This window comes from Bradyrhizobium sp. LeoB3 (assembly GCF_055456055.1).
This window is the reverse complement of sequence record NZ_JBVBEF010000001.1, coordinates 90,126-115,005: the sequence shown is the minus strand read 5'-3', so window position 1 is coordinate 115,005 and position 24,880 is coordinate 90,126. Positions and strand designations below refer to the sequence as shown.

14 protein-coding genes and 2 pseudogenes are annotated in these 24,880 nt (G+C 62.5%); 4 read left to right on the top strand and 12 right to left on the bottom strand.

What is annotated here, in order from left to right; genetic code table 11:
- Positions 1-47: 47 nt before the first annotated feature.
- Positions 48-1,613 (bottom strand): MFS transporter, encoded by a 1,566-nt coding sequence (locus ACZXDY_RS00445; RefSeq protein WP_464344035.1) that lies wholly within the window; start codon positions 1,611-1,613, stop codon positions 48-50.
- Positions 1,614-1,793: 180 nt separating this feature from the next.
- Here ACZXDY_RS00445 and ACZXDY_RS00440 point away from each other — a divergent pair, with 180 nt between their 5' ends.
- From ACZXDY_RS00440 to ACZXDY_RS00430, 3 genes are all read left to right on the top strand, one after another.
- A complete protein-coding gene (locus ACZXDY_RS00440) occupies positions 1,794-2,651 on the top strand; it encodes a LysR family transcriptional regulator (RefSeq protein ID WP_464344034.1) in 858 nt (285 codons plus the stop codon).
- A 427-nt stretch (positions 2,652-3,078) separates the two neighbouring features.
- Positions 3,079-5,943 carry a N,N-dimethylformamidase beta subunit family domain-containing protein gene (locus ACZXDY_RS00435; RefSeq protein ID WP_464344033.1) on the top strand — a complete coding sequence of 955 codons (2,865 nt, stop codon included), beginning with the start codon at positions 3,079-3,081 and terminating at the stop codon, positions 5,941-5,943.
- Positions 5,940-9,896, top strand: coding sequence for a DUF4082 domain-containing protein (locus ACZXDY_RS00430; RefSeq protein WP_464344032.1), 3,957 nt, complete (start codon positions 5,940-5,942; stop codon positions 9,894-9,896). The genes ACZXDY_RS00435 and ACZXDY_RS00430 overlap by 4 nt, the downstream gene beginning before the upstream one ends.
- A gap of 65 nt (positions 9,897-9,961) precedes the next feature.
- Here ACZXDY_RS00430 and ACZXDY_RS00425 read toward each other — a convergent pair.
- From ACZXDY_RS00425 to ACZXDY_RS00380, 10 genes and pseudogenes are all read right to left on the bottom strand, one after another.
- Positions 9,962-12,279: pseudogene (locus tag ACZXDY_RS00425) on the bottom strand (molybdopterin guanine dinucleotide-containing S/N-oxide reductase).
- A gap of 51 nt (positions 12,280-12,330) precedes the next feature.
- Positions 12,331-12,798 (bottom strand): annotated as a pseudogene (locus tag ACZXDY_RS00420) (aldehyde dehydrogenase family protein); the annotation flags it as partial.
- Positions 12,799-12,825: 27 nt separating this feature from the next.
- Positions 12,826-14,886 carry a hydantoinase/oxoprolinase family protein gene (locus tag ACZXDY_RS00415; RefSeq protein WP_464344031.1) on the bottom strand — a complete coding sequence of 687 codons (2,061 nt, stop codon included), beginning with the start codon at positions 14,884-14,886 and terminating at the stop codon, positions 12,826-12,828.
- Positions 14,887-14,888: 2 nt separating this feature from the next.
- The gene (locus tag ACZXDY_RS00410; RefSeq protein WP_464344030.1) at positions 14,889-16,559 is read right to left on the bottom strand and encodes a hydantoinase B/oxoprolinase family protein; all 1,671 of its coding nucleotides are present in this window, start codon (positions 16,557-16,559) and stop codon (positions 14,889-14,891) included.
- Between the two features lie 94 nt (positions 16,560-16,653).
- Entirely contained in the window at positions 16,654-17,970 is a 1,317-nt protein-coding gene (locus tag ACZXDY_RS00405) for an aspartate aminotransferase family protein (RefSeq protein WP_464344029.1), read from the bottom strand.
- 24 nt (positions 17,971-17,994) lie between these two features.
- Positions 17,995-18,702, bottom strand: a complete 708-nt coding sequence (locus ACZXDY_RS00400) for an ABC transporter ATP-binding protein (protein ID WP_464344028.1) — start codon at positions 18,700-18,702, stop codon at positions 17,995-17,997.
- Positions 18,689-19,426 (bottom strand): ABC transporter ATP-binding protein, encoded by a 738-nt coding sequence (locus ACZXDY_RS00395; RefSeq protein ID WP_464344027.1) that lies wholly within the window; start codon positions 19,424-19,426, stop codon positions 18,689-18,691. Before ACZXDY_RS00395 ends, ACZXDY_RS00400 begins: the two co-directional genes overlap by 14 nt.
- On the bottom strand, positions 19,423-20,409 hold the full coding sequence (locus ACZXDY_RS00390) for a branched-chain amino acid ABC transporter permease (RefSeq protein ID WP_464344026.1): 987 nt from the start codon (positions 20,407-20,409) through the stop codon (positions 19,423-19,425). The genes ACZXDY_RS00395 and ACZXDY_RS00390 overlap by 4 nt, the downstream gene beginning before the upstream one ends.
- A 3-nt stretch (positions 20,410-20,412) precedes the next feature.
- A complete protein-coding gene (locus ACZXDY_RS00385) occupies positions 20,413-21,288 on the bottom strand; it encodes a branched-chain amino acid ABC transporter permease (protein ID WP_028161516.1) in 876 nt (291 codons plus the stop codon).
- A 131-nt stretch (positions 21,289-21,419) separates the two neighbouring features.
- Positions 21,420-22,565: an ABC transporter substrate-binding protein gene (locus ACZXDY_RS00380; RefSeq protein WP_464344025.1), complete on the bottom strand. Its 1,146-nt coding sequence runs from the start codon at positions 22,563-22,565 to the stop codon at positions 21,420-21,422.
- Between the two features lie 197 nt (positions 22,566-22,762).
- Here ACZXDY_RS00380 and ACZXDY_RS00375 point away from each other — a divergent pair, with 197 nt between their 5' ends.
- Positions 22,763-23,569 carry an IclR family transcriptional regulator gene (locus tag ACZXDY_RS00375; RefSeq protein ID WP_464344024.1) on the top strand — a complete coding sequence of 269 codons (807 nt, stop codon included), beginning with the start codon at positions 22,763-22,765 and terminating at the stop codon, positions 23,567-23,569.
- Positions 23,570-23,892: 323 nt separating this feature from the next.
- Here the strand turns inward: ACZXDY_RS00375 and ACZXDY_RS00370 are convergent, their stop codons facing one another.
- A complete protein-coding gene (locus ACZXDY_RS00370) occupies positions 23,893-24,858 on the bottom strand; it encodes a dihydrodipicolinate synthase family protein (RefSeq protein ID WP_208824963.1) in 966 nt (321 codons plus the stop codon).
- Between the last annotated feature and the right edge of the window lie 22 nt (positions 24,859-24,880).

The window sequence follows — 24,880 nt, the reverse complement described above, 5'->3', positions numbered from 1 at the left end:
CGCTGGCCAATAGGACGTGAGCAGGTCGAACGAACGGAAGCTCGAGCTCACGAAGTGAGCGAGGAGCATGGCTCATCCCGGCTCTGTGAGAGACGCTCGTGGCGCGCCTTTTGGCCGAAGATCAGGAAGCTCGACAGAGCCAGGATCCACACCGAGAGTCCTCCATAAAGCATCACCAACCTGAAGCCATGAACCAGTGCATCTTGCACAGCAGTGTCCGCCGCCGGCAGGGAGTTCAGTTCCGGGACGTCAGATACATGGGCACTCGCGCCCGCTATCCTTTCTGCAAGATGTTGCAGGCGCGGTGCATCAAGCACGCCAGGAAGCGCGCTCCTCAGCCAGGAGGATATGCCCGCGATCAGGATGAAGCCCATCAGGGCAATGTTGATCGCCAGCGAAATCATCCGAGCGCTCATGTCGATACCTGATGCCATGCCGGCGCGTGTGCTCGGTACCGATGCGGTCGTCGTGTTGGTCACCGGCGTGTTGGTCAGCCCCAGCCCGATCCCCGCAAGCAAACAACCAGGCAGCAGCGTCAGCCAACCAGGTTGTTCAACTCCGCTGCCGACCCACATCAACATGAAGCCAAGGCCGATGACGAAAAGTCCGGTCGGGATAGCGATCCTGGCCCCGAAGCGCAGCAGGATACGCTCGCCAAATGGTGGCACCACGAGAGTCGGCAGCGTGTAGGACAGCAGCGCCAGGCCGGCCGCGACATTGCCGTAACCGAGCGCGCTTCGGAAGAAAATCGGAAGATAGATCATGAAGGGCCAGAAGCTGAAGTTCATGCCCATCGACCCCAGGAGCGCGCCCGAGAAGATCCGAACCCGGAAAACGGAGAAGTCGAACATCGGGCGGGCACTGCGCGTCTCGGCCAGCACGAAGCCTGCGAAACTCAGGACCGCGATTGCAATGATGGCGAAACTCGTCGGACTGGAAAAGCCCAGGTCAGGCCCTTGCGTAATATAGAAGGCGACGCAGAACACCGACGTCGAGAGCGTCACGATGCCTGCGATATCGAGGTGCTTCGCGTCGGGATCGCGCGATTCCTGCACCCCGGCCTCGGCGAGGACAGCGGTTACGATGGCAATGACGGCATGGACCAAGAACACCCATTGCCAGTTGGAAATCGCGACGATCGCCGCACCTATGATGGGACCGAAGCCGAGTCCGATCCCGAAGATGATGCCCCAGGCCGCAAAGGCCCGTGCGCGCTCCGGTCCCTCCCGGAACTGGTGGGAGAGAACCGCGACCTGACAGATGAGCATCGCCCCACCGCTCATGCCCTGAAGAAACCGGCTCACTATGAGAACGAGGGCGTCCTGCGCCAAGCCGCAGATCAGGGAGGCCAGGCCGAAGACGACGATGCTGGCGACGAAGACGCGCTTTCTGCCATAGCGATCTGCAAGCGTGCCCGTCGCCATCAGCACGGTCGTGACCGCGATCGTATAGGCGTTCATGATCCACTGGAGCTGCTGGAAGTCGGCATGCAGCACCCTCTCCAGCGTCGGCAGAATCGTCGGAACGCTGGAAATCTCCAGCCCGAACATGAGAGACGCGAGGCAGACGGCCGCCAGGGCGACGGTGTTTCGCTGTATTGCTGAAATCGTCATGACTTTCACCTCCAAGCCTGGTGCCGATCGCTGACATGCAGGCAGGAGGTTCGCTCGATCGAAGAAACCCGGGTCCCGGGTTCGCCGCCCACGTCAGATGCCGGACGAACATAGGGGGCCCTTGACCACAACAAAACTGGATCAATATAGATTTCAGAGACAACAAATTCGGATGATGGAATGCTCTCGCTCGATGTGGATGCCGTAAGAGCTTTCGTGATGGTGGCCGACCTGCAGAGCTTCACGCGCGCGGCCGAAGCTCTGGGCACCACGCAGGGTGCAATCAGCGTGAAGCTCAAACGGCTTGAGGATCGCATCGGCCATCGGCTGATCGAACGGACTCCCCGGTCGGTGCGGCCGTCGGCGCAAGGGGCTGCCTTTCTGGAAGGGGCTCGGGAGTTTATCGCGGCTCACGAGCGCGCGCTTGTCGGGCTCAATGCGCCCCCGAGACACTTTGGCCTCGGCATTGCTGCTCATGTCGCGGGACCGGAGGTTCCGAACTTGCTGGCGCGGCTCCACGCCCACGATCCGAAGCTGACGATTGAAGTGCAGCTCGACAGCTCGCGCAAACTTCTGGACCTGTTTGATCAGGGGCGGCTCGATGCCGCGATCATCCAGCGTGAGGACGATCGCCGGGATGGGGAAACGCTGGCACACGAGCGTTTTGGCTGGTTCGCGGCGCAAGGGTTCGAGCATCGACAGGGAGAGCCGCTGCGCCTGGCTGCGCTGGCTCCAACCTGCGGCGTCCGTAACATAGCAACTCACGCGCTCGACGCGGCCGGCATAAGATGGACCGAAGTGTTCCTTGGCGGCGGTTCTTCCGCTGTCCATGCCGCCGTCGCCGCAGGGCTGGCAATTGCCCCTCTGTCATATCGGATAGCGCCTGCCGGCACTGTCGATGTCGGCGAGCGGTTTGGCCTTCCTCCGCTTCCCTCATCCGAGGTGGTGCTCCATTCGTCCTTGACGGACCAGCGGTCGCGGGCAGCCCTACGGGCGCTGGCGGCGGCGTTCCGAGAGCACCGTGCGCCGGCTCCGTAAGGACATCGCGCCACCGTCAACTCGGCACCTTGGTCGTGGGTGGTTGAGACGCCAATCCACGGGAACGGCACATGCGCTGGTCCCAAGCATGATGCCGGGTCCACAGCACGGCGCGTTGGCAGCTTGCCGGACCTGCCGGCGAACAGGATCGTAGATCGCCCCATCTCCAGCTCGGGCCCAGATCAATCGCCCAGCTCATGGAAACCTCCCTGGCGCTCATCACAAACGCTGTGCCGATGCCAGGCGTAAAAATCTCATCGCCGGAAAATTTGCCTTCGGATCAAGTTGTTAATTGCATTTTTAATCCCATCTCATTTTCGTGATTAATGTGTCAGATTATTTAATTGACGTTTAAATTAAATAAATTAAATCTGCGACATTATGTCACTCCGGATATTACTAAATCGGTTTTTCGAGGGTGATTGCCATGCTGACACAGAAACCGAGCGCCTTATCTCAGAAGGCGCAGCCGCTCCTGTCCGCGGAAACCAATTATTCCCTTCATGATCTGACCGTCACGGTGGCCGGCCTTCCAACTGCCGGAGTTGTCCTGAAAGCCGATCACGTCACGCGGGTGACTGTCGGCGACACGTTGACAGCCGCGGAACTCGCCGCATTGAGCTTCGCGCCGACACGCTTGCAGTCCGGAGACGTGTCGCCCTGGAACGGGGTGGTGATTTCTGTTCCCCAAGACTGCGGTCGGCTGCCGATCCCGTTGCTTGCCGACCTCCCTGCCGGCTTGACCGGGGACACACCTGTTGCGCTCGCGGAGCTGCCCTCCAACGGTTCAGTGTTCTTGGCCGACGGAGCGACCGCCGTCACCCGCGGTCAGGTCGTCACCGCTTCACAACTATGCGGGTTGACGTTCAGCCCGGCCGCCGACGCGATCGGACAGATTTCGTTGTTGCGTTATTGCAGCGCTGACCAGGGATTCATGGGAGAAGTTCTGCTGGTTGTTGGCCCCAGTACGCCTACTGCCAGTCCAACGGAGGTCGATACCGCTGAGGGCAGCAACTCGGTCGCGCCACTCGCTCTTGCCCTGCTGCTGGAGACAGGTCTTTCGTCCCTGAACTCGACGCAAGCTTCGGCTGCGGTCGATCCCAACGACGTCCTGCCACCCGAGTCCTCGGCGCCATCGAGTATGCCGGCCCAGTTGGCCGGTCAGGTCTTTGATCAGGCGGCAGCTCCTGTGCCCAGCGACATCGTCGGTGCGGCATCCGCTATCCTGGCGCAGTCGGCGACATCGGACACGACGAGTTCGACCGAAACGAATGCGTCCCCGTCCGACCAGACACCCCACCATCGTATCGGTTCGAGCACTCCTCCGGATTCCGGCAGCCTTACATTGAGGCCGCTGCCGTCGAGCGATCTGCTGCAGACGACATTGCCTGCCCCGCTGACGACAACGACCACGCCAGCGTCGACGCTCAATCCCCCCGTGCCCGTAACGACGAGCGTCCTGAAGCAAGACCTGATGATGGGTCCGACGTTGCAGGCCACGTTGGCGAACAGCCCTTCGAGCACGACCGCTCACTGGACCAATTCGGGCGGCGGGTCCTGGAATGTCGCAACGAACTGGAGTGCCGGTGTCCCTCGGCTTACCGACAACGTGGTGATGGATGCGACAGGAGCTTATACGGTCACGAGCACGAGCAATGTCGACATCAATAGCCTGGTCGTCGACGCAGGCGTAACCTTGTCGTGCAATCCCGGGACGCTATTCACCGTTGAAAGTAACGTCGTCGACAACGGGATCATCCAAGCTGGCCCGTTCAGTGGCAGTCAAATTTCCAACGTAGATATCAAAGGCAATATCAGTGGCACCGGTTCGTTGGATGTTTCAAACCAGGCTGTCCTCGAGATCGGAGGTGCTGTTTCCGGACAACTGACAAACGGATCGTTTTCCGGGATAACCGTATCTTTCGGTGCCGCAAATGGCGAGCTCGTCCTCGATCATTCGGCGCAGTTCCACGGTTTGATCGCAAGCTCGTCACCGGGGGCACCGCTTTCTGCAAATCAGCTCATCGATTTGAAGGACCTCGCGTTCACATCGTCGATGTCGACATCCATTCAGTACGACATCACCTCAAACACCAGCACGGTAAATTTCAGCAATGGTTCCACCACCGTCTCCTTGCTGTTTGCTGGAAAGGATCCGAACTGGACTCTGAATAGCGACGGACATGGCGGCACTGTTGTCGCCGATCCGTCTGGCACCAATCCAATTGTGCTGGAGAACCAGTTACCGGGCACGCCGATGAGCGTCTGGCAGGTTGCTCCCGGCGGCGATTCGACCAAGCTCGAGGGATTCACCACCGCGATCAGCACCAGTATCGGCGGCACGGTGCAGTTCAAGATCGACAATCTGACGGGCAGCCCGAACTATCAAATCCAGATCTATCGACTGGGTTACTACGGAGGAGACGGTTCCCGTCTCGTCACAACCCTGCAGCATCAGGGCACGTCATCGATCGCGCAGCCGTCACCAATCACGAATACTGCGACCGGGGAGGTCGACGCCGGCAATTGGAGCGTCACTGATTCATGGTCCATTCCGACCACGGCCGTATCAGGCGTTTATGTCGCCAACGTCGTCCAAGGCACTCAAGTTTTCCAGATTCCGTTCGTCATCAAGGATCCCAATTCCACAAGCGACATCGTCTTTCAGACGTCTGATGAGACCTGGCAGGCTTACAACGGTTGGGGCGGCGCCAGCCTGTATGGAGGCAACGGTCCTTCCCAGAATGGCGCGGCCTACGCGGTCAGTTACAACCGCCCCATCATGACCCGAGATGGAGTAGGACTGTATGCGAATTCAGATGATACTGTGTTTGCAGGCGAATATCCCGCAATCTACTGGCTGGAAGAAAACGGCTACAATGTAAGCTACATCTCCGGCATGGATACAGCAACCAATGGCGCGTTGCTGCTCAACCACAAGGTGTTCATGGATGCCGGACACGACGAATATTGGACCGACAGCCAGGTCGCGAATGTTCAGGCCGCGGCAAACGCGGGCGTCAACCTCACGTTCCTCAGCGGCAACGAGATCTTCTGGCAAACCCAGTTCACACCGAGCATAGACAGTAGCAAGACAGCCAATCGCACACTGGTCACCTACAAGGACAGCCACTTTGAGCAATTGATCAACCCTAGCGGGCAGGGGACGGGCACCTTTGAGGCCCCCACCAATTGGGGCGGTGCCGCCATGCCGTCCAATGCGCTGACGGGAACGGTGTTCTCGGTTGATGAGAGCGGAGTCTTGGGACGATCAAGATTCCCTACAGCATGACCCAGTTGCGTTTCTGGCGCAACACGAGCGTCGCGGCCACGACACCCGGCCAGACAGCTTCGCTGGAAAGTGGCCTGTTGGGATATGAATGGGACTCCTCTCCTGATAACGGCTTCATGCCTGCCGGCCTGATCGACCTCTCTTCGACGACAGTCCAGGAATCTACGGCGTTCAATACGGAGTTCGGGAACGTCGACACAAGCGGTACCGCAACTCACAATCTGGTCGAGTACCGTGATCCCACCAGCGGCGCGCTGGTGTTTGGGGCGGGCACCGTCTTTTGGTCATGGGGCCTGTCAAACCAGCACGACCCTTCGCCGGACGGCAATCAGACAAACGCCGACCCGAACGTCCAGCAGGCAATGGTCAATCTGTTTGCGGACATGGGCGTCCAGCCCCAGACGCTGCAGGCAAGTCTGGTGATCGCGAGCCAGTCGACCGATCACACCGCGCCAACGTCCAAGATCACCAGCGTGTCATCCTCGTCCGTGATCGAAGGCCAAACCGTGACCGTAAGCGGTACCGCGACCGACGTCGGCGGTGTGATTGGCGGCGTTCAGATTTCGACCGACGGTGGAAAGACGTGGCACGTGACGAGCGGTCAAGTTGGCACGCAAACAGTCAATTGGACCTACACTTTCAATGCGCCGGCCAAGGGGTCGTACAGCATCGAAACCCGAGCGGTCGATGACAGCCTAAATCTCGAGACACCGGGTTCCGGCGTGTCGTACACGGTTTCACCGTCCACGTCCCTCAACCTGTTTGGCTCCAGCGCCACGCCTGCTACGGCTGATGTAAGTGACCCACACGGCGTGGAAGTCGGTCTCAAGTTCACGTCAAGTACCAACGGCCAAATCACCGGGATCCGCTTCTATAAGGGGTCCCTGAACACGGGCGCCCATGTGGTTGATCTTTGGAGCGCCAGCGGCACACTGCTGGCGACCGCCACATCCACCAACGAGACCGCCAGTGGCTGGCAACAGGTCAGCTTCTCCAGTCCAGTGAACATTGTCGCAGGCACGACCTATGTCGCCTCGTACCACATGACCAATGGCCAATACTCCGATACGCCTTACTATTTCGACACGCTCCAAAATCCGACAAACGGATCTCTTTCCGCAACGGCTAACGGTCTGAATGGCGTTTACGCCTATTCTTCAGGGAGTATCTTCCCCACTAATGTCCCTACCTCGGGCGACAACTACTGGGTCGATGTCGTCTTCAACGATACTGGCTCGACCACCGAGACGCCACCGGTGCTGGTGACCCAGACCCCCAACCAGAACGCGGTCGTCGGTTCGGCCTTCTCGCTGACGCTGACTGGCACCTTCAACGATCCCGATGGCGGCGCCCTCACCTATTCGGCAACCGGCCTGAACGGCGCGGCGCTCCCCTCATGGCTGACGTTCAACGCGGCGACGCAGACGTTCAGCGGCACGCCGGCATCGGCCAATGTCGGCACCCTTGGCGTCCAGGTTTCGGCCACCGATCCGGCCGGCCTCTCTGCCGGTGAGACCTTCAATATCGCCGTGACCACGACGTCCACGACGGTGAGCCTGTTCACCGCGTCGAACACCCCGACGCAGACCAGTTTGAACGATGGCTCCGCGCTCGAGGTCGGGGTGAAGTTCACCTCGTCCACTGCCGGCCAGATCACCGCGCTCAAATTCTACCGCAGTCCCGGCGATACCGGCACCGATCTCCTCGACCTGTGGAGCTCGACCGGCACCAAGCTTGCCAGCGCCACCTTCACCAACACCACCGCAAGCGGCTGGCAGACCGTGACCTTGGCGACGCCGGTCTCGATCGCCGCCAACACCACCTATGTCGCGTCCTACCACACAAACGGCGCGTATGTAGCGACCAGCAATTTCTTCACCAACGCCGTCTCGAGCGGCGTGCTGACGGCGCCCTCCTCCGCCTCGTCCGGCGGCAACGGGGTTTACTCCTATGGCGGCACTAGCACCGCCGGCATCTTCCCGACCAGCAGCTTCAGCGCGTCCAACTACTACGCCGACGTGGTGTTCTCGCCTGGCTCGACGACCGACACGCCGCCGGTGCTGGTGACCCAGACCGCCAACCAGAGTGCGGTCGTCGGCTCGGTCTTCTCGCTGACGCTGCCCGCCGGCACCTTCAACGATCCCGACGGCGGCGCCCTCACCTATTCGGCAACCGGCCTGAACGGCGCGGCGCTCCCCTCATGGCTGACGTTCAACGCGACGACACGAACTTTCAGCGGCACGCCGGCATCGGCCAATGTCGGCACCCTTGGCGTCCAGGTTTCGGCCACCGATCCGGCCGGCCTCTCTGCCGGTGAGACCTTCAATATCGCCGTGACCACGACGTCCACGACGGTGAGCCTGTTCACCGCGTCGAACACCCCGACGCAGACCAGTTTGAACGATGGCTCCGCGCTCGAGGTCGGGGTGAAGTTCACCTCGTCCACTGCCGGCCAGATCACCGCGCTCAAATTCTACCGCAGTCCCGGCGATACCGGCACCGATCTCCTCGACCTGTGGAGCTCGACCGGCACCAAGCTTGCCAGCGCCACCTTCACCAACACCACCGCAAGCGGCTGGCAGACCGTGACCTTGGCGACGCCGGTCTCGATCGCCGCCAACACCACCTATGTCGCGTCCTACCACACAAACGGCGCGTATGTAGCGACCAGCAATTTCTTCACCAACGCCGTCTCGAGCGGCGTGCTGACGGCGCCCTCCTCCGCCTCGTCCGGCGGCAACGGGGTTTACTCCTATGGCGGCACTAGCACCGCCGGCATCTTCCCGACCAGCAGCTTCAGCGCGTCCAACTACTACGCCGACGTGGTGTTCTCGCCTGGCTCGACGACCGACACGCCGCCGGTGCTGGTGACCCAGACCGCCAACCAGAGTGCGGTCGTCGGCTCGGTCTTCTCGCTGACCCTGCCCGCCGGCACCTTCAACGATCCCGACGGCGGCGCTCTCACCTATTCGGCAACCGGCTTGAACGGCGCGGCGCTTCCGTCATGGCTGACGTTCAACGCGGCAACGCGAACATTCAGCGGCACGCCGACATCGGCAAATGTCGGCACCCTCGGCGTCCAGGTTTCGGCCACCGATCCTGCCGGCCTCTCCGCCAGCGAGACTTTCAATATCGCCGTGGCGACCGACACGCCGCCGGTGCTGGTGACCCAGACCGCCAACCAGAATGCGGTCGTCGGCTCGGTCTTCTCGCTGACCCTGCCCGCCGGCACCTTCAACGATCCCGACGGCGGCGCGCTCACCTATTCGGCAACCGGCTCGAACGGCGCAGCGCTTCCCTCATGGCTGACATTCAACGCGACGACACGAACTTTCAGCGGCACGCCCGCATCGGCGAATGTCGGCACCCTCGGCGTCCAGGTTTCGGCCACCGATCCTGCCGGCCTCTCTGCCAGTGAGACTTTCAATATCGCCGTGACCACCACGGCCGCGACGGTGAGCCTGTTCACCGCGTCGAACACCCCGACGCAGACCAGTTTGAATGACGGCTCGCCGATCGAGGTCGGGGTGAAGTTCACCTCGTCTACCGCCGGCCAGATCACCGCGCTCAAATTCTACCGAAGTCCCGGCGACACCGGCTCCGATCTTCTCGATCTGTGGAGCTCGACCGGTACCAAGCTTGCCAGCGCCACCTTCACCAACACCACGGCAAGCGGATGGCAGACCGTGCCGTTGGCGACGCCGGTCTCGATCGCTGCCAACACCACTTATGTCGCGTCCTATCACACAAACGGCGAGTATGCAGCCACCAGCAACTTCTTCACCAGCGCGCTCACGAGCGGAGCCCTGACGGCGCCATCCAGCGCTACGTCAGGCGGCAATGGCGTCTATGCTTATGGAGGAACGAACTCGGCCGGACTCTTCCCGACCAACACTTTCAGCTCCACCAACTACTACGCCGATGTGGTGTTTCAACCTCAGCTCGCAGCGTGAGCTCGTCGATTCTCGCTCAGTCCGATGCGATCAGAGCTCAGACGTGATCGGGCATGTCACGTCCGCTACATCGGATCGAAAGCGCGGATCGGCGGCAGATTGCCGCTGAACCGCTCCACCTCGACAGCCGTAAGCTGGCCGGTGCAGCCTTGCGCGAAGGACGAGGTGCCGACGTCGCGGGTGAGCACATTCGGATTGCCGTGAACGCAGAGTGGTGTCTCTTCCCCCGGATCCATCGGGTCGTACCACGCGCCGGTCGGTAGCTGGACAACACCGGGAGCGATGCCATCGGTGATGTGCACCGCGGCAAGGCAGGCGCCGCGTTCGTTGAACAGGCGGATGATGTCGCCATCCGCGATTCCGCGAACGTCCGCATCGCGCGGGTTCATGCGCGCGACCTCGCGGCCGCGATGCTTGGCCCCGGCCGAATGTCCGCCGAAGTCGAGCTGGCTATGCAGACGCGTCACCGGCTGATTGGCGACGAGGAAACACGGCGAGCCCGGCTTGGGCACATCTGTCTTCTCGAGCCAGACCGGATGGCCCGGACAGTCTGCGTCGCCATGGCCCGCAATCTTCGTCGAGAAAATCTCGATGCGTCCGCTCGGCGTCGGAAGGGGATGAGCGATCGGATCCTCGCGGAAGCGGCGCAGCCTGCCGCCGTCGTCGAGGTGTTGCGGCACGATCATGCTGCCGCGCTCCCAGAATTCCTCGAAGCTCGGAGCCGCGAGGCCGCGCGCGGCGAGCGAGGCGCGGGTCGGTTCGTAGAGATGTGCCAGCCACTGCCGTGCCGTGCGGCCTTCGGTGAAGGCCTCACGACTCCCGAGACGCTCGGCAATATCGGAGAAGATCTCATAGTCATCGCGCGCAAGGCCAAACGGTTCGGCGATCCGGTGCATGGCGATCATCAGCGGATCGTTGGTGGAATAGCCGATGTCCTCGCGCTCGAGCGTCATCGTGCAGGGCAGAACGATGTCGGCGTGCCGGGCCGTGGCGGTCCAGGCGAGCTCATGCACAACCAGCGTGTCGAGCCGGGCGAAGGCTTTGCGCAGGCGGTTGAGATCCTGGTGATGATGGAAGGGATTGCCGCCTGCCCAGTAGACGAGCCGGATGTCCGGATAGACGCGTGTCTCGCCATTGTAGCGATAGGTGGTGCTAGGATTGAGCAGCATATCGGCGATACGCGCCACTGGAATGAAATCCGTGACACCATTGCGGCCTTGCCCTAGCGTCGGTCCCGGCACGTCGTTCACGCGGCGGCCGTAATAGCCGATCGCGCCGAGCGAATAGGCGTAGCCACCTCCAGGCAGGCCGATCTGGCCCAGAGCTGCCGCCAGCACCATGCCCATCCACACCGGCTGCTCGCCGTGCTCCGAGCGCTGCAGGGAATGGGAAACGGTGATCAGCGCGCGCCGTCCGGCAAGCCGACGGGCGAGTTTCCTGATCGTGTTCGTGTCGACACCACAGATCGCGGCGGCCCACTCAGCGTTCTTGGGTTGCCCATCCGTCTCGCCGGTCAGATAGCGCAGAAAGACCGGCCAACCCTGGGTGTAGCGATCGAGGAAGGCCTGGTCATGCAGGCCTTCGCTGACCAGTGTATGGACGATGCCGAGCATCAGGGCCGTGTCGGTGCCGGGCACGAGCGTCATCCATTCGGCACCGGCCTCGGCGGGCAGATCGTCACGCAGCGGGCTGACCAGGATGAACTCGCAGCCGCGCCGGCGCGCCGCGGCCATGGCGCCGCGCTCGACATGCTTGCTGATCGAACCGCCGGCCACCATGGAGTTCTTCAGCGCCATGCCGCCGAACGCCAGCACGATCTCGCTTTCGGCCGCGATCTGCTCCCAGGTGACGTTGCGCTTGGTGATGTCTTCGTAACCCGCCAGGATCTGCGGCAGCAGCACCGAGGACGCACCCGAGGAATAGGTGTTTACCGAACGCACATAGCCGCCCATCGCGATGTTGAGGAAGCGGTGAACTTGGCTCTGTGCGTGATGAAAGCGGCCGGCGCTCGACCAGCCATAGGAACCGCCGAAGACCGCACCGGGGCCGCGTGTGTCGCGGATGCGCGATAACTCACCGGCCAGGAGGTCGAGCGCCTTCTTCTGACGGACACGAATTCGTCGCGGCCGCGGCGATCATCGGGGCCGGGACCACGCTCAAGCCAGCCGCGGCGGATCGCCGGCTGGGCGATGCGAGCCTGGTGGCGCAACGCGCCGGGGAAGTTGCCGATGATGCCGTTCGGATCAGGATCCCCCGCATAAGGCCTGACTTCGAGACCAGCCTCGCTGTGACGCGCCGAGAACACGCCCCAGTGCGAGGTGTGCGGCTTGAAGCCGTCCGACAGGTCGAGGCCGGGGTCGGGGTAACCAATTATCTCGTTCATCGCCTCATCCTTATGCTCCGCTGGGGTGCTCCGCCTCCACTTTCATGTCTATCAGGGCAACGTATATGCCGTCTTCACCGTGGTGAAGAATTCGGCGACATATTTGCCCTGCTCTCTCGATCCGTAAGAGGAGCTCTTGCGGCCACCGAACGGTACATGGAAATCGACGCCCGCAGTAGGTGGGTTCACCATAACCATGCCAGCTTCCGCATTGCGCTTGAAATGTGTGGCATGCTTGAGACCCGTCGTGGCTATGCCACAGGAAAGGCCGAACGGCGTGTCGTCCACGACGATGTTTTTGAGACGTTCACGGAGCGCGGCCATGAATTTGTCGTGGACGCCCTTCGTCACGATGAGGCGGGAAGAGGCCGTGCAGCGTTGGCCGGTCGAGAAGAAAGCAGAATTCACAGCAGCCTCCACGGCGACGGTGAGATCTGCGTCGTCGAGCACAACAAACGGATTCTTACTCCCCATTTCAAGCTGAAACTTGCGGCCATGCTCGATAGAAGCTCCCCCGAGCACCCCATGTGGCAACAAGCTTCGGCCCTAAACCTCTCCCGCGACCCCAAGCTCGATATCGAGCCATCCCAGCGCATTCACCGCCGCGCGATCGCCGCTGTTGATGACGACTGTTGTCGTCTCGGCTTCGATGATCGCGGGGCCTTCCAGCACATGCCCCGGGCGCAGTCTTTCCAGCGCGTAGACTGGCACCTCGCGCCAACTGCCAAAGAACGCCTGCCGTTTGGCGGCGGGTCGCGCACTTGGCTCGGTCGCCGTCGTCGGCGCGTTGGCTTGCGCAGTTCTGGGAACTGCACCAACGGCTGCGGCTCGCGCATTGACGAACACAACTTCCTGATCGCGGGAGGCGTAGGTATAGAGCTCCTCGTGACGACGATGAAACCGCTCTTCAATGTCGGCAACCAGCGACGGCGCAGTCAGGTTGACGTCACTGAGCGGTACGTCGACCTCGAACACCTGCTCGCCATAGCGCATTTCGGCGGAGCGTTCCGTTGCGATCGGCCCGTCAAACCAGCCGCGCAACCGCTCGGCGGCCTGCCCCTCGATATGCGCAAAAATCTTGCGAATGTCCGAGGCGGTCGTACGGGTGCCTGCCTCGAAATGGGTACGGCTCACCTCGTAGCGCAGGTCACTGGTCAGCATCCCCCAAGCTGACAGCACTGAGGCTTCCGTCGGCACGATGATCCGCTTGATGTCGAGCTCGCGCGCCACTTCGGCGGCGTGCAGTCCCGCGGCTCCGCCGAAGCTAAGGAGTGCGAATCTCCGCGGATCGACACCACGACGCAAGGTCATCAATCGGATGCCATCGGCCATTTTCAGATTGACCAGTCGATAGATGCCGGCAGCCGCCTCGATGCGCGTCACTGCGAGCGAAGCTGCCAGGCGATCGACCGCTGTCTCCGCCGCAACCCGGTCCAGGGGACGCCGTCCGCCCATGAAAGCTGCCGCATCGAGATAGCCTAAGACGATGTTTGCGTCCGTTACGGTCGGCTCCATGCCGCCGTTGCCATAGCTGGCTGGCCCTGGCATTGAGCCGGCGCTTTCGGGACCAACGCGAAAGATACCGCCAGCATCAACACTGGCGATCGACCCTCCGCCCGCCGCGATGCTGGCGATATCAAGGCTGCGCAGCGCAATGCGCTGATCCGCCAGTCCTCCATCCGCCGAGAGCGTGGCGCGGCCGTCCGCAATCAGGGAAATATCGGTGCTGGTACCGCCCATATCGAAGGGCACAAGATCCGGCAGCCCGAGCAGTTCCGCACACCGCCGGCAACCGGAGATGCCGCCCGCCGGACCGGACAGCACAGTCGCCGCCGCGAGGCGCCCGGCTTCCTCCACCGGAGCCATGCCGCCATGGGAGAGGATGATGAACAGGCTGCCCTTGAAGCCCGCTTCGGCGAGGCGGCGCTCGAGCCCGGTTAGATAATGTCGCACGGCGGGGCCCACATAGGCATTCACGATCGTGGTGGAGACGCGCTCGTACTCCTTGATCTGCGGTAGCACGTCGCTCGAGCGCGACACGCTGACACCAGGCAGCTCGCGCGCAAGCCGCTCGGCTGCCGCGATCTCATGGGCGGGGTTGCGGTAGGAATGCAGGAAGCAGACCGCGACCGACGTGGCGCCGGAGGCACGGATCGCCGCGATAGCCTCGCCGAGCGAAGCTTCGTCGAGTGGAGCCAGCACCTCACCGTTGGGCCGCAGTCGCTCGCGCACGCCGAAGCGCAGTTCGCGCGGCACCAGCGGCTCCGGCGGCGGCGTCCGCAGATCGTAGCGGTTGCCTTTCAATCCCTCGCGCATCTCGATCACGTCGCGGTGGCCTTCCGTGGTCACGAGTGCAACCTTCGCGCCCTTGCGTTCAAGCAGCGCGTTCGTCGCAACCGTGGTGCCGTGCACCAGTCGCTGTGTCATCGCCAGCATCTCGGCGCGCGACAGGTCGAGGCGGCGCGCGAGTTCGTCGAGCCCACTCATCACGCCGATCGACTGATCCTGCGGCGTGGAAGGCGATTTCGCGAATACGGTGCGCCCGGTCGCATCGATGGCGACCAGATCGGTGAAGGTACCGCCAACGTCAATGCCGATCGTCAACATCGTTACTGAACCACTTCTGTCGTTGAGCTTGAAGTCACGAAGCCGCACACCTCATCGCGTCGGCGCGCCTGCTCCGTGCGTCGCTCCGGCAGCCCCCATCCTCCGCCGCCGGCAGAGCGCACTTCGAGGCAATCTCCCGGATGAATCTCGATGCCGACCTCCTTGGTTCGCAACACACGCGGCGGCCGTCCGGCGGACAGCAGACGGTAGTGATGCGGCGCACCGTCCTTCCCACCCAGCATGCCGCACGCGCCGTGCCGGGTTCCGTCGCCCGCCGTGTTGCCGAGCGCCGGCTTCTCGACTTCGAAGACGAGGTCAAGCGCAACCCCGAGGCCGCCGCGGAACTGACCGTCACCGCCGGAGTCGGGCCGATACTCATGATGACGAAAGTGCAACGGGAAACGCGCCTCCGCGACCTCGATGCTGCCGAACTTGAGTCCGCCGACCGTGTGCCATTCGCCGATCGAGGACCAGCCGTCACCGCGCGACGAAGCGCCGCCGCCCGGGCGCGCCTGAAACATATGCCAGATGAAGCTGCGCCCGCTGCGAGGATCCTCGCCCTGCACCGCGATACGGAATCGCCGGCTCCAGCCCCCCATGGCTCGGTCCGGACAAGATGCCGAGAGCGCCTTGATCACCGCTTCCACGATCTCGTTGGACGGATGGCTGGTGCACAGCGTCACCGGCCGGCCCGGATCGGCCCAAACGATCGTGCCCTGCTTGGCAACCACCGTGAGCGGCCGCAATGCGCCAGCGTTCTTGGGAATTTCAGCATCGATCAGATACGCAAACGCCATCACCACCGCTGCATGCATGTTGGCGTGCGACGAATTGACGAAGCTCGTGCTCTGCGGGTCGGAGTCCGACAGATCGACCTCGATCTTGCTGCCCGACTTGGTGACCTTGGCCGCAATGCGGATATCACTGCGACCATGACCATCATCGTCGAGGAAGGCTTCCCCATAGAACACACCGTCCTTCCAGGTCGAGACCACCGCACGCGTCTGCTGCTCGGCGGCATCGAGAATCGATTCGATCGCAGCTTCGACGACGGGCGCGCCGAATTCGGCAAACAGCCTCCCCATCCGCCGCTCGCCCATGTGCGCAGCGCCGATCATGGCCGCAAGGTCACCCCGGAAGTCGTAGGCATTGCGCACGTTCAGCGCCAGCATGTCGAGGATATCGTCGCGCAGCCGGCCGGCCTCATAGAGCTTGATGGGCGGAACGCGCAACCCTTCCTGCCAGATTTCAGTGGCATCCGGATTGTAGGCACCATGCGTCGCGCCGCCGATATCGCTCTGGTGCGCACGCACGATGCTCCAGAACAGCCGCCGATCGCCGTCGAATACCGGCACGAACGCGGTCAGATCAGGCAGATGGCTGCCGCCGTGATAGGGATCATTCATCAGGATGACGTCGCCGGGCGCGACCTTCTCGAAGCGCTCCTCCACCGCACGCGTCGCCCAGGGCAGCGCGCCGACATGGACCGGGATGTGGTCGGCCTGGGCGATCAGCCGGGATTGGGTGTCACAGATCGCGAGCGAAAAATCACGGCTCGAGTTGAGGATCTGTGAATAGGATGTGCGAAGCATTGCTTCGCCCATTTCCGCCACGATCGAGCTCAGCCGATGCTGAACGACGGACCGAGTGATGGGATCGACCTTGTGGGGCATTCTCGCACCTATCTCAGACAATATTGCTTTGCGGCGTGATGGCCCGATCGGCTCCCATGCGGCGCCTTACCAACCTCAACGACACAAGGACGCGTCAGGCTTCTGCAGCAACCTGCGCCAGTGCGTCCGATGCCGCACCGATGATGATCTCGACATCAGCGTCCGTCATCGGCAGCGACAGCGCCATCAGGCCATAACCGGCGGCGAGAATGCCGCGATTGAGAAACTCCAGATTGAACAGGGTCTGCCGTTTGGCCTCGCCTTCGGTCATGTAGGCCGACCGGTAGTCGCGGATTGGCCGTTCGGAGAAGTGGATCTTCAGCAGCGACCCAAGACCGACCGCGGTGCCCGGTAAGCCATGGCGACGGAATGCATCGTTGATGCCCTTTCGCACGGCCTCGCCGATCGCATCCAGACGCACGAATGCGTTCTCGTCCAGTAGCTCCATGGCCGCGAGGCCGGCGCGCATGGTAACCGGATTGGCCGAGAACGTACCGCCATGAGGCAGCGCGGGTTTACCCTTGCTCGGATCGAATACCGCCATGACATCCCTCTTGCCGGCGATCGCGCCAACCGGAAACCCGCCGCCGATGATCTTGCCGAGCGTGGTCAGGTCAGGATCGATGCCCCACAGTCCCTGGGCGCCGTGGTAGCCGAGGCGGAAGGAAATCACCTCATCGAATACCAGCAGCGCGCCGACTTCACGCGTCGCTTGGCGCAGCGCCTCCAGATAGGCCCTGTCGGCAGGTACCAGCCCGGCGCGGTTCGGCATCGGATCGACCAGCACGCAGGCGAGATCGCGGCCGTGCTCGCGGATCAGGCTGACGGCCCCGTCAATATCGTTGAAGGGGATCGTCACGACATCGGCCAGCACGTTGTCCGGAGTGCCTTTCGCATAGGCAACGGAGACTGGCGCGTTGCCGTTCCAGTCTGCCGGCGCCGGATCGAGGCTGACTTCGGCATAGTCGTAGGAACCATGATACGCGCCCTCACACTTGGCGATCTTCGGTCGCCCGGTAAACGCACGCGCTGCCTTCAACGCCATCATCACGGCCTCCGTGCCGGAGTTGGCGAACCGCACCTGGTCCACCGACGGCAGGCGTGCGGCGAGTAGCTCGGCAAGATCAATCTCGGACTCGGTCGGCATGCCGAATGCGGAGCCGAGCGCGAGCTGCCGCGTGGCGGCCTCGATCAGCACCGGATGGGCATGACCGTGAATCAGGGAGGTGAAGTTGTTGATACAGTCGATCAGCTCATTGCCGTCCACGTCCCAGACCCGGCACCCCGCCCCTCTCGCGGCGTAGACCGGATAAGGCTTCATGAACACCGTTGTGCGGGTGTTGCCGCCCGGCAGGCTCGTCAGCGCGCGCTCGTAGAGCGCTTTCGACCGCGAAGTCATGTCAGGATACATTGTCTTGTCTCCTTTTCCGAGAGGTCAGCGTCCGAGATAGGCTTCGCGGACGCGCGTGTTCTGTTTGAGATCGTCAGCCGCGCCGTGAAGGACGATGCGGCCCGTCTCCAGGACATAGGCCCGGTCCGCCACCGACAACGCCAGGACCGTATTTTGCTCCACCACCAGGATTGTGAGCCCGCTATCAGCGATCTGCCTGACACGCTCGTAGACTTCTTCGGCCAGGCGCGGTGCGAGGCCAAGTGACGGCTCGTCGAGCAGCAGCAAGCGCGGGCGCGCCATCAGTGCCCGTCCGATCGCCAGCATCTGCTGCTCACCTCCGGACAGCGACCAGCCGAGCTGCCGACGCCGCTCCTTCAGGCGCGGAAACAAATCGAACACCCGTGCGAGATCGCCGGCGATCGGCTGGCGCCAGCGCCGCCAGTTCACCGTAGCGAGCGCCAGGTTCTCCTCCACCGTCAGGCCGGGAAAAATCCGCCGGCCTTCCGGCGCCTGGGCGATTCCAAGCGCGACGCGACGATCGCTGGCGAGCCGCGCAACCGATGTGCCGTCGAACAGGATGTCGCCGGACTGAACCGGGTTCAGGCCGGAGATCGCGTGCAGCAGCGTGGTCTTGCCGGCGCCGTTGGCGCCGATCAGGGCGACCGTCTCGCCCCGCCCCACCTCCAGCGTCACGCTCTGCAGCGCGACGATGTCGCCATACGCGACCGTCAGATCCTTACACGCCAGCATGACGATGACCTTCGCCGAGATAAGCCGACAGCACTGCGGGATCGCGCTGGATCTCAGATGGCGTGCCCTCGGCAATCTTGCAGCCGAAATTGAGCACGACGATGCGCTGCGCCAGCCGCATCACCATGCCCATGTTGTGCTCGATCAACACGATGGCGAGCCGATGTTTCGCCCGCAGGTCCGAGAGCCGGTCGGCCAGTTGATCAACCTCGGCAGAGTTGAGGCCGGCGGCAGGTTCATCAAGCAACAGCACGCGCGGTTCGCAGGCGAGTGCTCGACACATTTCGACCATGCGCCGGCGACCATAGGACAGCGATCCGATCGCCGCCTGCGCGTCCGCCGCAAGACCCATCTGGTCGAGCACCGTCATCGCCCGCTTGCGCAGCTCCGCCTCGCTGCGACGGCTTCGGATGGCCGCGCCGGCCATGACGTTCTCCAGCACGCTCAACCTCGCGAACGGCCGCCCGTGCTGGAAAGTTCGCCCCAAGCCAGCGCGGACTCGCTTGTGAGCCGCCGCCCGCGTCATGTCGCGTCCTTCGAGCAACACTCTGCCATTGTCAGGCAGGACCAGCCCGGTCAGGACATTGAGCAGAGTCGATTTGCCGGCACCGTTGGGGCCGATGACTGCGATGAATTCATCCTCGCCGACCGACAGCTCGACATCCGAGAGCGCGGTGAGCCCTCCATAACGCTTGGCGATTCCGGTGGCGTGCAGCAAGCTCATGGGCGCACCTCCTTAGACGGAGCGACCATCGCCGGCTCTTTCGAGCGCCCGTCCCGCCGGAGGCTGCCCGGCCAGCGGAAGCCGACGAGGCCCGAAGGCAGGAAGACGAGAATGGCAAGAACAAAAACACCAAAGAACGCCAGATAGGCTGAGCCGAGAAAGCGCAGCCATTCGGGCAGGAAGGTCAGGAGCAGCGCCCCCAGAATGGCCCCCACGATCGAGCCTTCGCCGCCGACGATCAGCATCGCAAGGTAAGTGATGGAGTGCGCATAACTGAAGTCCTCCGGCGAGATGAAGCGCATATGGCAGGCGAACAGGCCCCCGGCGACGGCGGCATAGATCGACGACAGCACAAACGCCGCGATCTTCACCCGCGTGACGTCGATACCTGTCATGGACGCCGCCGTCTCGTCGTCGCGCACCGCGATCATCGCCCGCCCGTGGCGCGAGGCATGAATGAGCCCGGCGACGGCAGCGGAGACCGCCAGCACCGCGAGCGCGAACCACAGATAACTGCGCTCGTCAGCCAAAGCATGGCCTGCGACCTGCAGCTCGGGGATGCGCGAGATGCCGTTGGTGCCGCCGGTCAGCTCAATCCAGTTGGCGGCGACAATGGAGAATGAGACGTTGAGACCCAGCGTCGCCAGCGCGAGATAATGGCCCTTCAGCCGCAGGAGCGGAAGGCCGATCAGCACGGCGAAGATCGCTGTGCCGGCCACTGCGACGGGCAGCGCCAGCCATGGCGACCATCCCAGCAGCGTGGTCAGCAGTGCCACGCCATAGGCACCGGTGCCGACGAAGGCCGCATGGCCAAGCGAGATCAGCCCGGCATAACCGAAGGCAAAGTTAAGACCGATGACGGCGATCGCAGAGATCACCGCGAGATTGAGCAGCCGAAGATGATAGTCGGTCAGCAGCATCGACAGGCCGAGACCCGCGATCAGGATCACAATGCCAAGCAGGAGCGGAAAGCGCATCGACATCGATCAGCCCCGATCCTGGACGCGTTCACCGAACACACCCTGCGGCCGCACCAGCAGGAACACGATCATGATCCCGAAGGAAATCAAATCCTTGTAGGCCGAGGAGACGTAGGATGCGCCGAGCACCTCGCTGAGCCCCACGAACAGGCCGCCGACAATCGCGCCCGGCAGACTGCCGAAGCCGCCGATGATGGTCGCCGCGAACGCCTTGAGCGCAATTGGATCGCCCATGCTGGTGTCGGCAAACCACATCGGACCAAGCATCAAGCCCGCGATGCCAGCGAGCAGCGCAGCGAGGACCCACGACAGCGCCAGCAGACGGTTGACCTTGAGGCCCATCAACCGCGCCGCCTGGATGTCCTGCGCCACTGCGCGCATGCCGATCCCAAGCGAGGTGCGAAAGAATAGGAGCCAGAGCAGAGCAACCATGACGGCAGTGACAACCACGACCGCGATGGCATGGGCAGATATCGTGGCGCCTGCGATCGTGAGATTCACCCCCTCCACCGGTGACGGCAACCGAAACGGCCAGGACCCGAACGCCAGCAGCGCCGCGTTCTGCATCGTGATGCCGATCGCGACTGTGCCGATGATGATGGTCACCACCGGGCTCTTGCGCAGCGGCAGATAAAGCACCGCAAAAAACAGCGCCCCGAACAGCGCCATCGCCAGTAGGGCCGCACCGTAGCCCACTGGCCAGGGTAGCTCGGCATTGAGCAGCATGGCCACGCCGGCGAAAGTGCCGAACATCACGAACTGTCCGGCAGCGAAGTTCACGACGCCGGTGGCGGAATAGACAATGACGAACCCGATTGCGGCGAGCGCATAGACGCCACCGATCGCAAGTCCGTTGATGAACAGCTGGATGAAATCCGTCATGTCGTCCTGGTCGTGTGTTGCAGGGCGGCTTCGATGATCGCCGACGGTTGCGGGCGGAGGTTCAGCCCGCCCGCGGCATGATTTGCAGTGATCCGCAGCACGGGCGCGCCCGCGCATCGGCACTTCGAGCGTCAGTTCAGCTTGATGGCCTGAACCAGCTCCAGCGATTTGGTCCCCGTCTTGGGTTTCACGACCGCCAGATCGAATACGCCATTGCCCTTGGCGTCGTAGGAGTAGACGTGGCCGATGCCCCGCCAGTCTTTCACGGCGGCCAGCCAGTCCCGCAGCGCCTTGGGATCGGGCCCCGCCTTGCGCAGGCCCTCGGCCGCGAGCATCGCGCCATCGTAGTAGGCAAGCCCGTAGGGATCCGGATCGGTGCCGAACTTCGTCTTGTAGCGTTCGACAAAATCCTGCATGCGCCCGCCTACCGCCGGGTCAATGAAGGTGTCGACCACCCCCCACACACCGTCGAGATCAGCGGGCGACAGAAGCTGCAGCGCCGCCGGCACCAATGCCGCCGACGACGTGACGAGCGGCATCTTGAGGCCGAGCAACTTCGCCTGCCGCAAAACCAGCGCGCCGTCCTGCGGATAGTTGAAGATCAGGATGACATCGACGCCCTTGCCGCGCAGACCGAGCAACTGCGCCGAAAAATCCTTATCGTTCTGTCCATAAGCCTCCATGCCAGCGACGGTCACACCGGCGGCTTCGAAACGCTTGGCCGCCGTTTGGGCGCCGCCTTGTCCGAAGTCATTCTGGATATAGAGAATGCCGGGCTTCTTCGCCTTCAGCACATTGAGCGCGCACTGCACCATGCCTTCGGCGGACACGCTGTCAGCCGGTCGCACGCGGAACATCCACTCATTGCCGCTTTCGGCCACCGCATCTGCCCCGCCCGCGTAGAACGCCGGCACCTGGACCTTCTTCAGCTCAGGCGCCACTGCCAGATTCTGTGTCGAATAGCTCGACAGGAAGAACAGCGCAGGCTTGGTTTCCTGTGCCAGCTTGACGAAGGCATTCACCGCCGTGCTGTTGGACGCCTGCGTATCCTCAAACACGATCTTGAGATTGCGTCCGTTGATGCCGCCCGCCTTGTTGATATCCTCTTCGGCCATCATCAGCGAGTTGTGATACTGCTTGCCGGTAAGCGACAGCGGTCCGGTCATCGGCACTGTCGCGCCGACGACGATCGGGCTTCCCTGTTGCGCGCGGGCTGCCGCCGCCCACGGCATCGCCGCCGCCGCGAGCAACGCTTTCAAGAACTCCTGCCTCGTCATCCTCATATTTGTCCCTTCTGAGCCCCCTGGGGTCGCTGATGCCCGCCGGGCCTCCCCCTGCAATTTGCTATTGACTTTCGTTCCGTTTTCCGGAACAATATTCCGATATTGCGTAAGGCTAGTCTGCTCACGTCGGCCGAGTCAAGCCGCTGGGTTAGGCACGCATGCACAAAGTTCCCGCCTCGAGGACATCCTGAATGGCAACGTCAGATGAAGCGGCGGGCCCGCTCGACCGCTACATGCAAGTGCTGGAGCTCGTGGCCACGTTTCCTGGTGCACTCACCCTGGCAGACGTGTCCTCGTTGCTCGATCTTCCGAAGACGTCTGCACACCGGCTGCTCAAGGGCTTGGTGCGCGCTGGGCTTGCGAAAGACAATGTCGGTGGCCGTGCTTATCAGCTTGGCGACCGTCTGCTGCGCCTTTTGCACGCAACCGCTGATGATGGATGGATCAGCGCGCTCGCCCGCGGACATTTGCAGCAGCTGACCGACGCGACGTCAGAAGCCTGCTATCTGACCCGCTTGATCGGCGCACGCGTCGTCGTTGCGATTTCCATGTCACCTGACGTGCGCTGGCGCAGCTATGTGCAGCCGGGGATCGAGATGCCAGTGCATGCGGCCGCGACAGCCAAGGCGATCATCGCATATCAAAGTGAAGCCGTATTGGCCGAAGCGATGTCGGCTGACCTTCCGATTCTCACGGCTAACACCCGGAACGACCGCGCTTGGGTCGAACAGGAGCTCGCGGCGGTCAGAGCTAGGGGCTATGCGACATGCATCGGAGAGATCGACGAAGGCCTGGCCGCGATTGCGGTGCCTATATTCCTGTCCGATCGACGCGTGTTTTATGCGCTCGGAATGACGGGCCCGCTGCAGCGGATCATGAATGAACAACTCCCCGACCGATTGACAGCTCTGCGAGGCGTCGCGCAAGCACTGGGAAGATCACTCTCAATAGGTGAAAAGCTCAGGTCAAGAGACACACCGCCAGCCGATCAAACGTAGGTCGGCGTATTCTCATGTTCCTCTCCGGAAACGGCGGAGGGGTGTTGGCACGAACGTGGAGCGTTGCCGGCGCTGATGACATCGCGAACCTCTCTGTTCTGACTAAACTGGCTTAGCGGCGCTTTGATGGTCCGCCACATGTCGCCTTTTGTGCGCGATCTAACTACGCTTCGAGACCGACCGAGCAGGTTCAAAATCCTGGAGGCAACCACCGACACCGCCATTCACTGACGGCGGCCACATGAGGTGCGATTGGCGCACCGCTGAAACGAGCCGTACAGCGGAGTTATCAAATCCACTGTCGGCAAGCTTGCGCACTTCGTCTATTCGGCCGCTTGACGGAAAGCGCCTTCCTTCCGGAGCCCTGCCTCGGCAACCGCCTGCCGCAACCGCGCCAGCTCCTGGTCCGACAATTTGACCAGTGGAGGACGCACGACAGCCTTGTCGAGACGCCCCAACATCACGAGCATCTCTTTCATGCGGTTGTGCATATCCAGGAACGGTGGCGCGTATAACACCTGCTGCAATGGAACCATGCGATCATTGATCGCCTTTGCAGTGGCCAGATCATCAGAGCTGATCGCATCAAACAGGGCCGCCTGCAAATCCGCGATCACACTTCCGGCTCCCGAGAGCAAGCCTTTTGCCCCCATCGCAAGCGATGACATCAGCCAGGAGCTATGCGTCGTGAGGACGTTTACCGGCTTTGGAAGATTCTGGAAGGTTCGGATGTGGCGCTCGTGCAGCATTGGATCATTGCACCAATCCTTCATCGCCTTGATGCTCGGAATGGCGTCAAAAAGGCTCAGCAAGGTGTCGAAGGGATAGTTGACCAGGCTGGATGCCGGATACTGAAACAGGATCAGCGGCAGATCCGTCGCGTCCGCAATGCGCTTGAAATGAGCGAGCGCCATGTCGGGGCGGAGCTGGCCTCCGAGAGAGAATACCTGGCTTGGGAACACCAGGAGCGCCGAGGCTCCAGCGCGGTCCGCCATTTTGGCGATCCTTGCCGCCTCCTGCGATCCGTCGGCATAGACACCGCTGATGAGCGGTACCTTGTCACCAACCTCCTCGAGCGAGAATGTCAAGATCCGCTCCTGCTCCTCGAACGAACAGGCATGGACCTCGGACGCGTGGCCATTGACCGTGACCGCTGTGACACCCGACGTGAACGCACATTGCGCCAGATGCCGTCGTGTTTCCTTCTCGTTGATGGACAGATCATCATTGAAAGCCGCAAGCGTCGCGGGAATGACCCCGCTGGGCATAAAATCCTTGAAGCGCGGCATGTCCTGTCTCCCTGGCTCGATA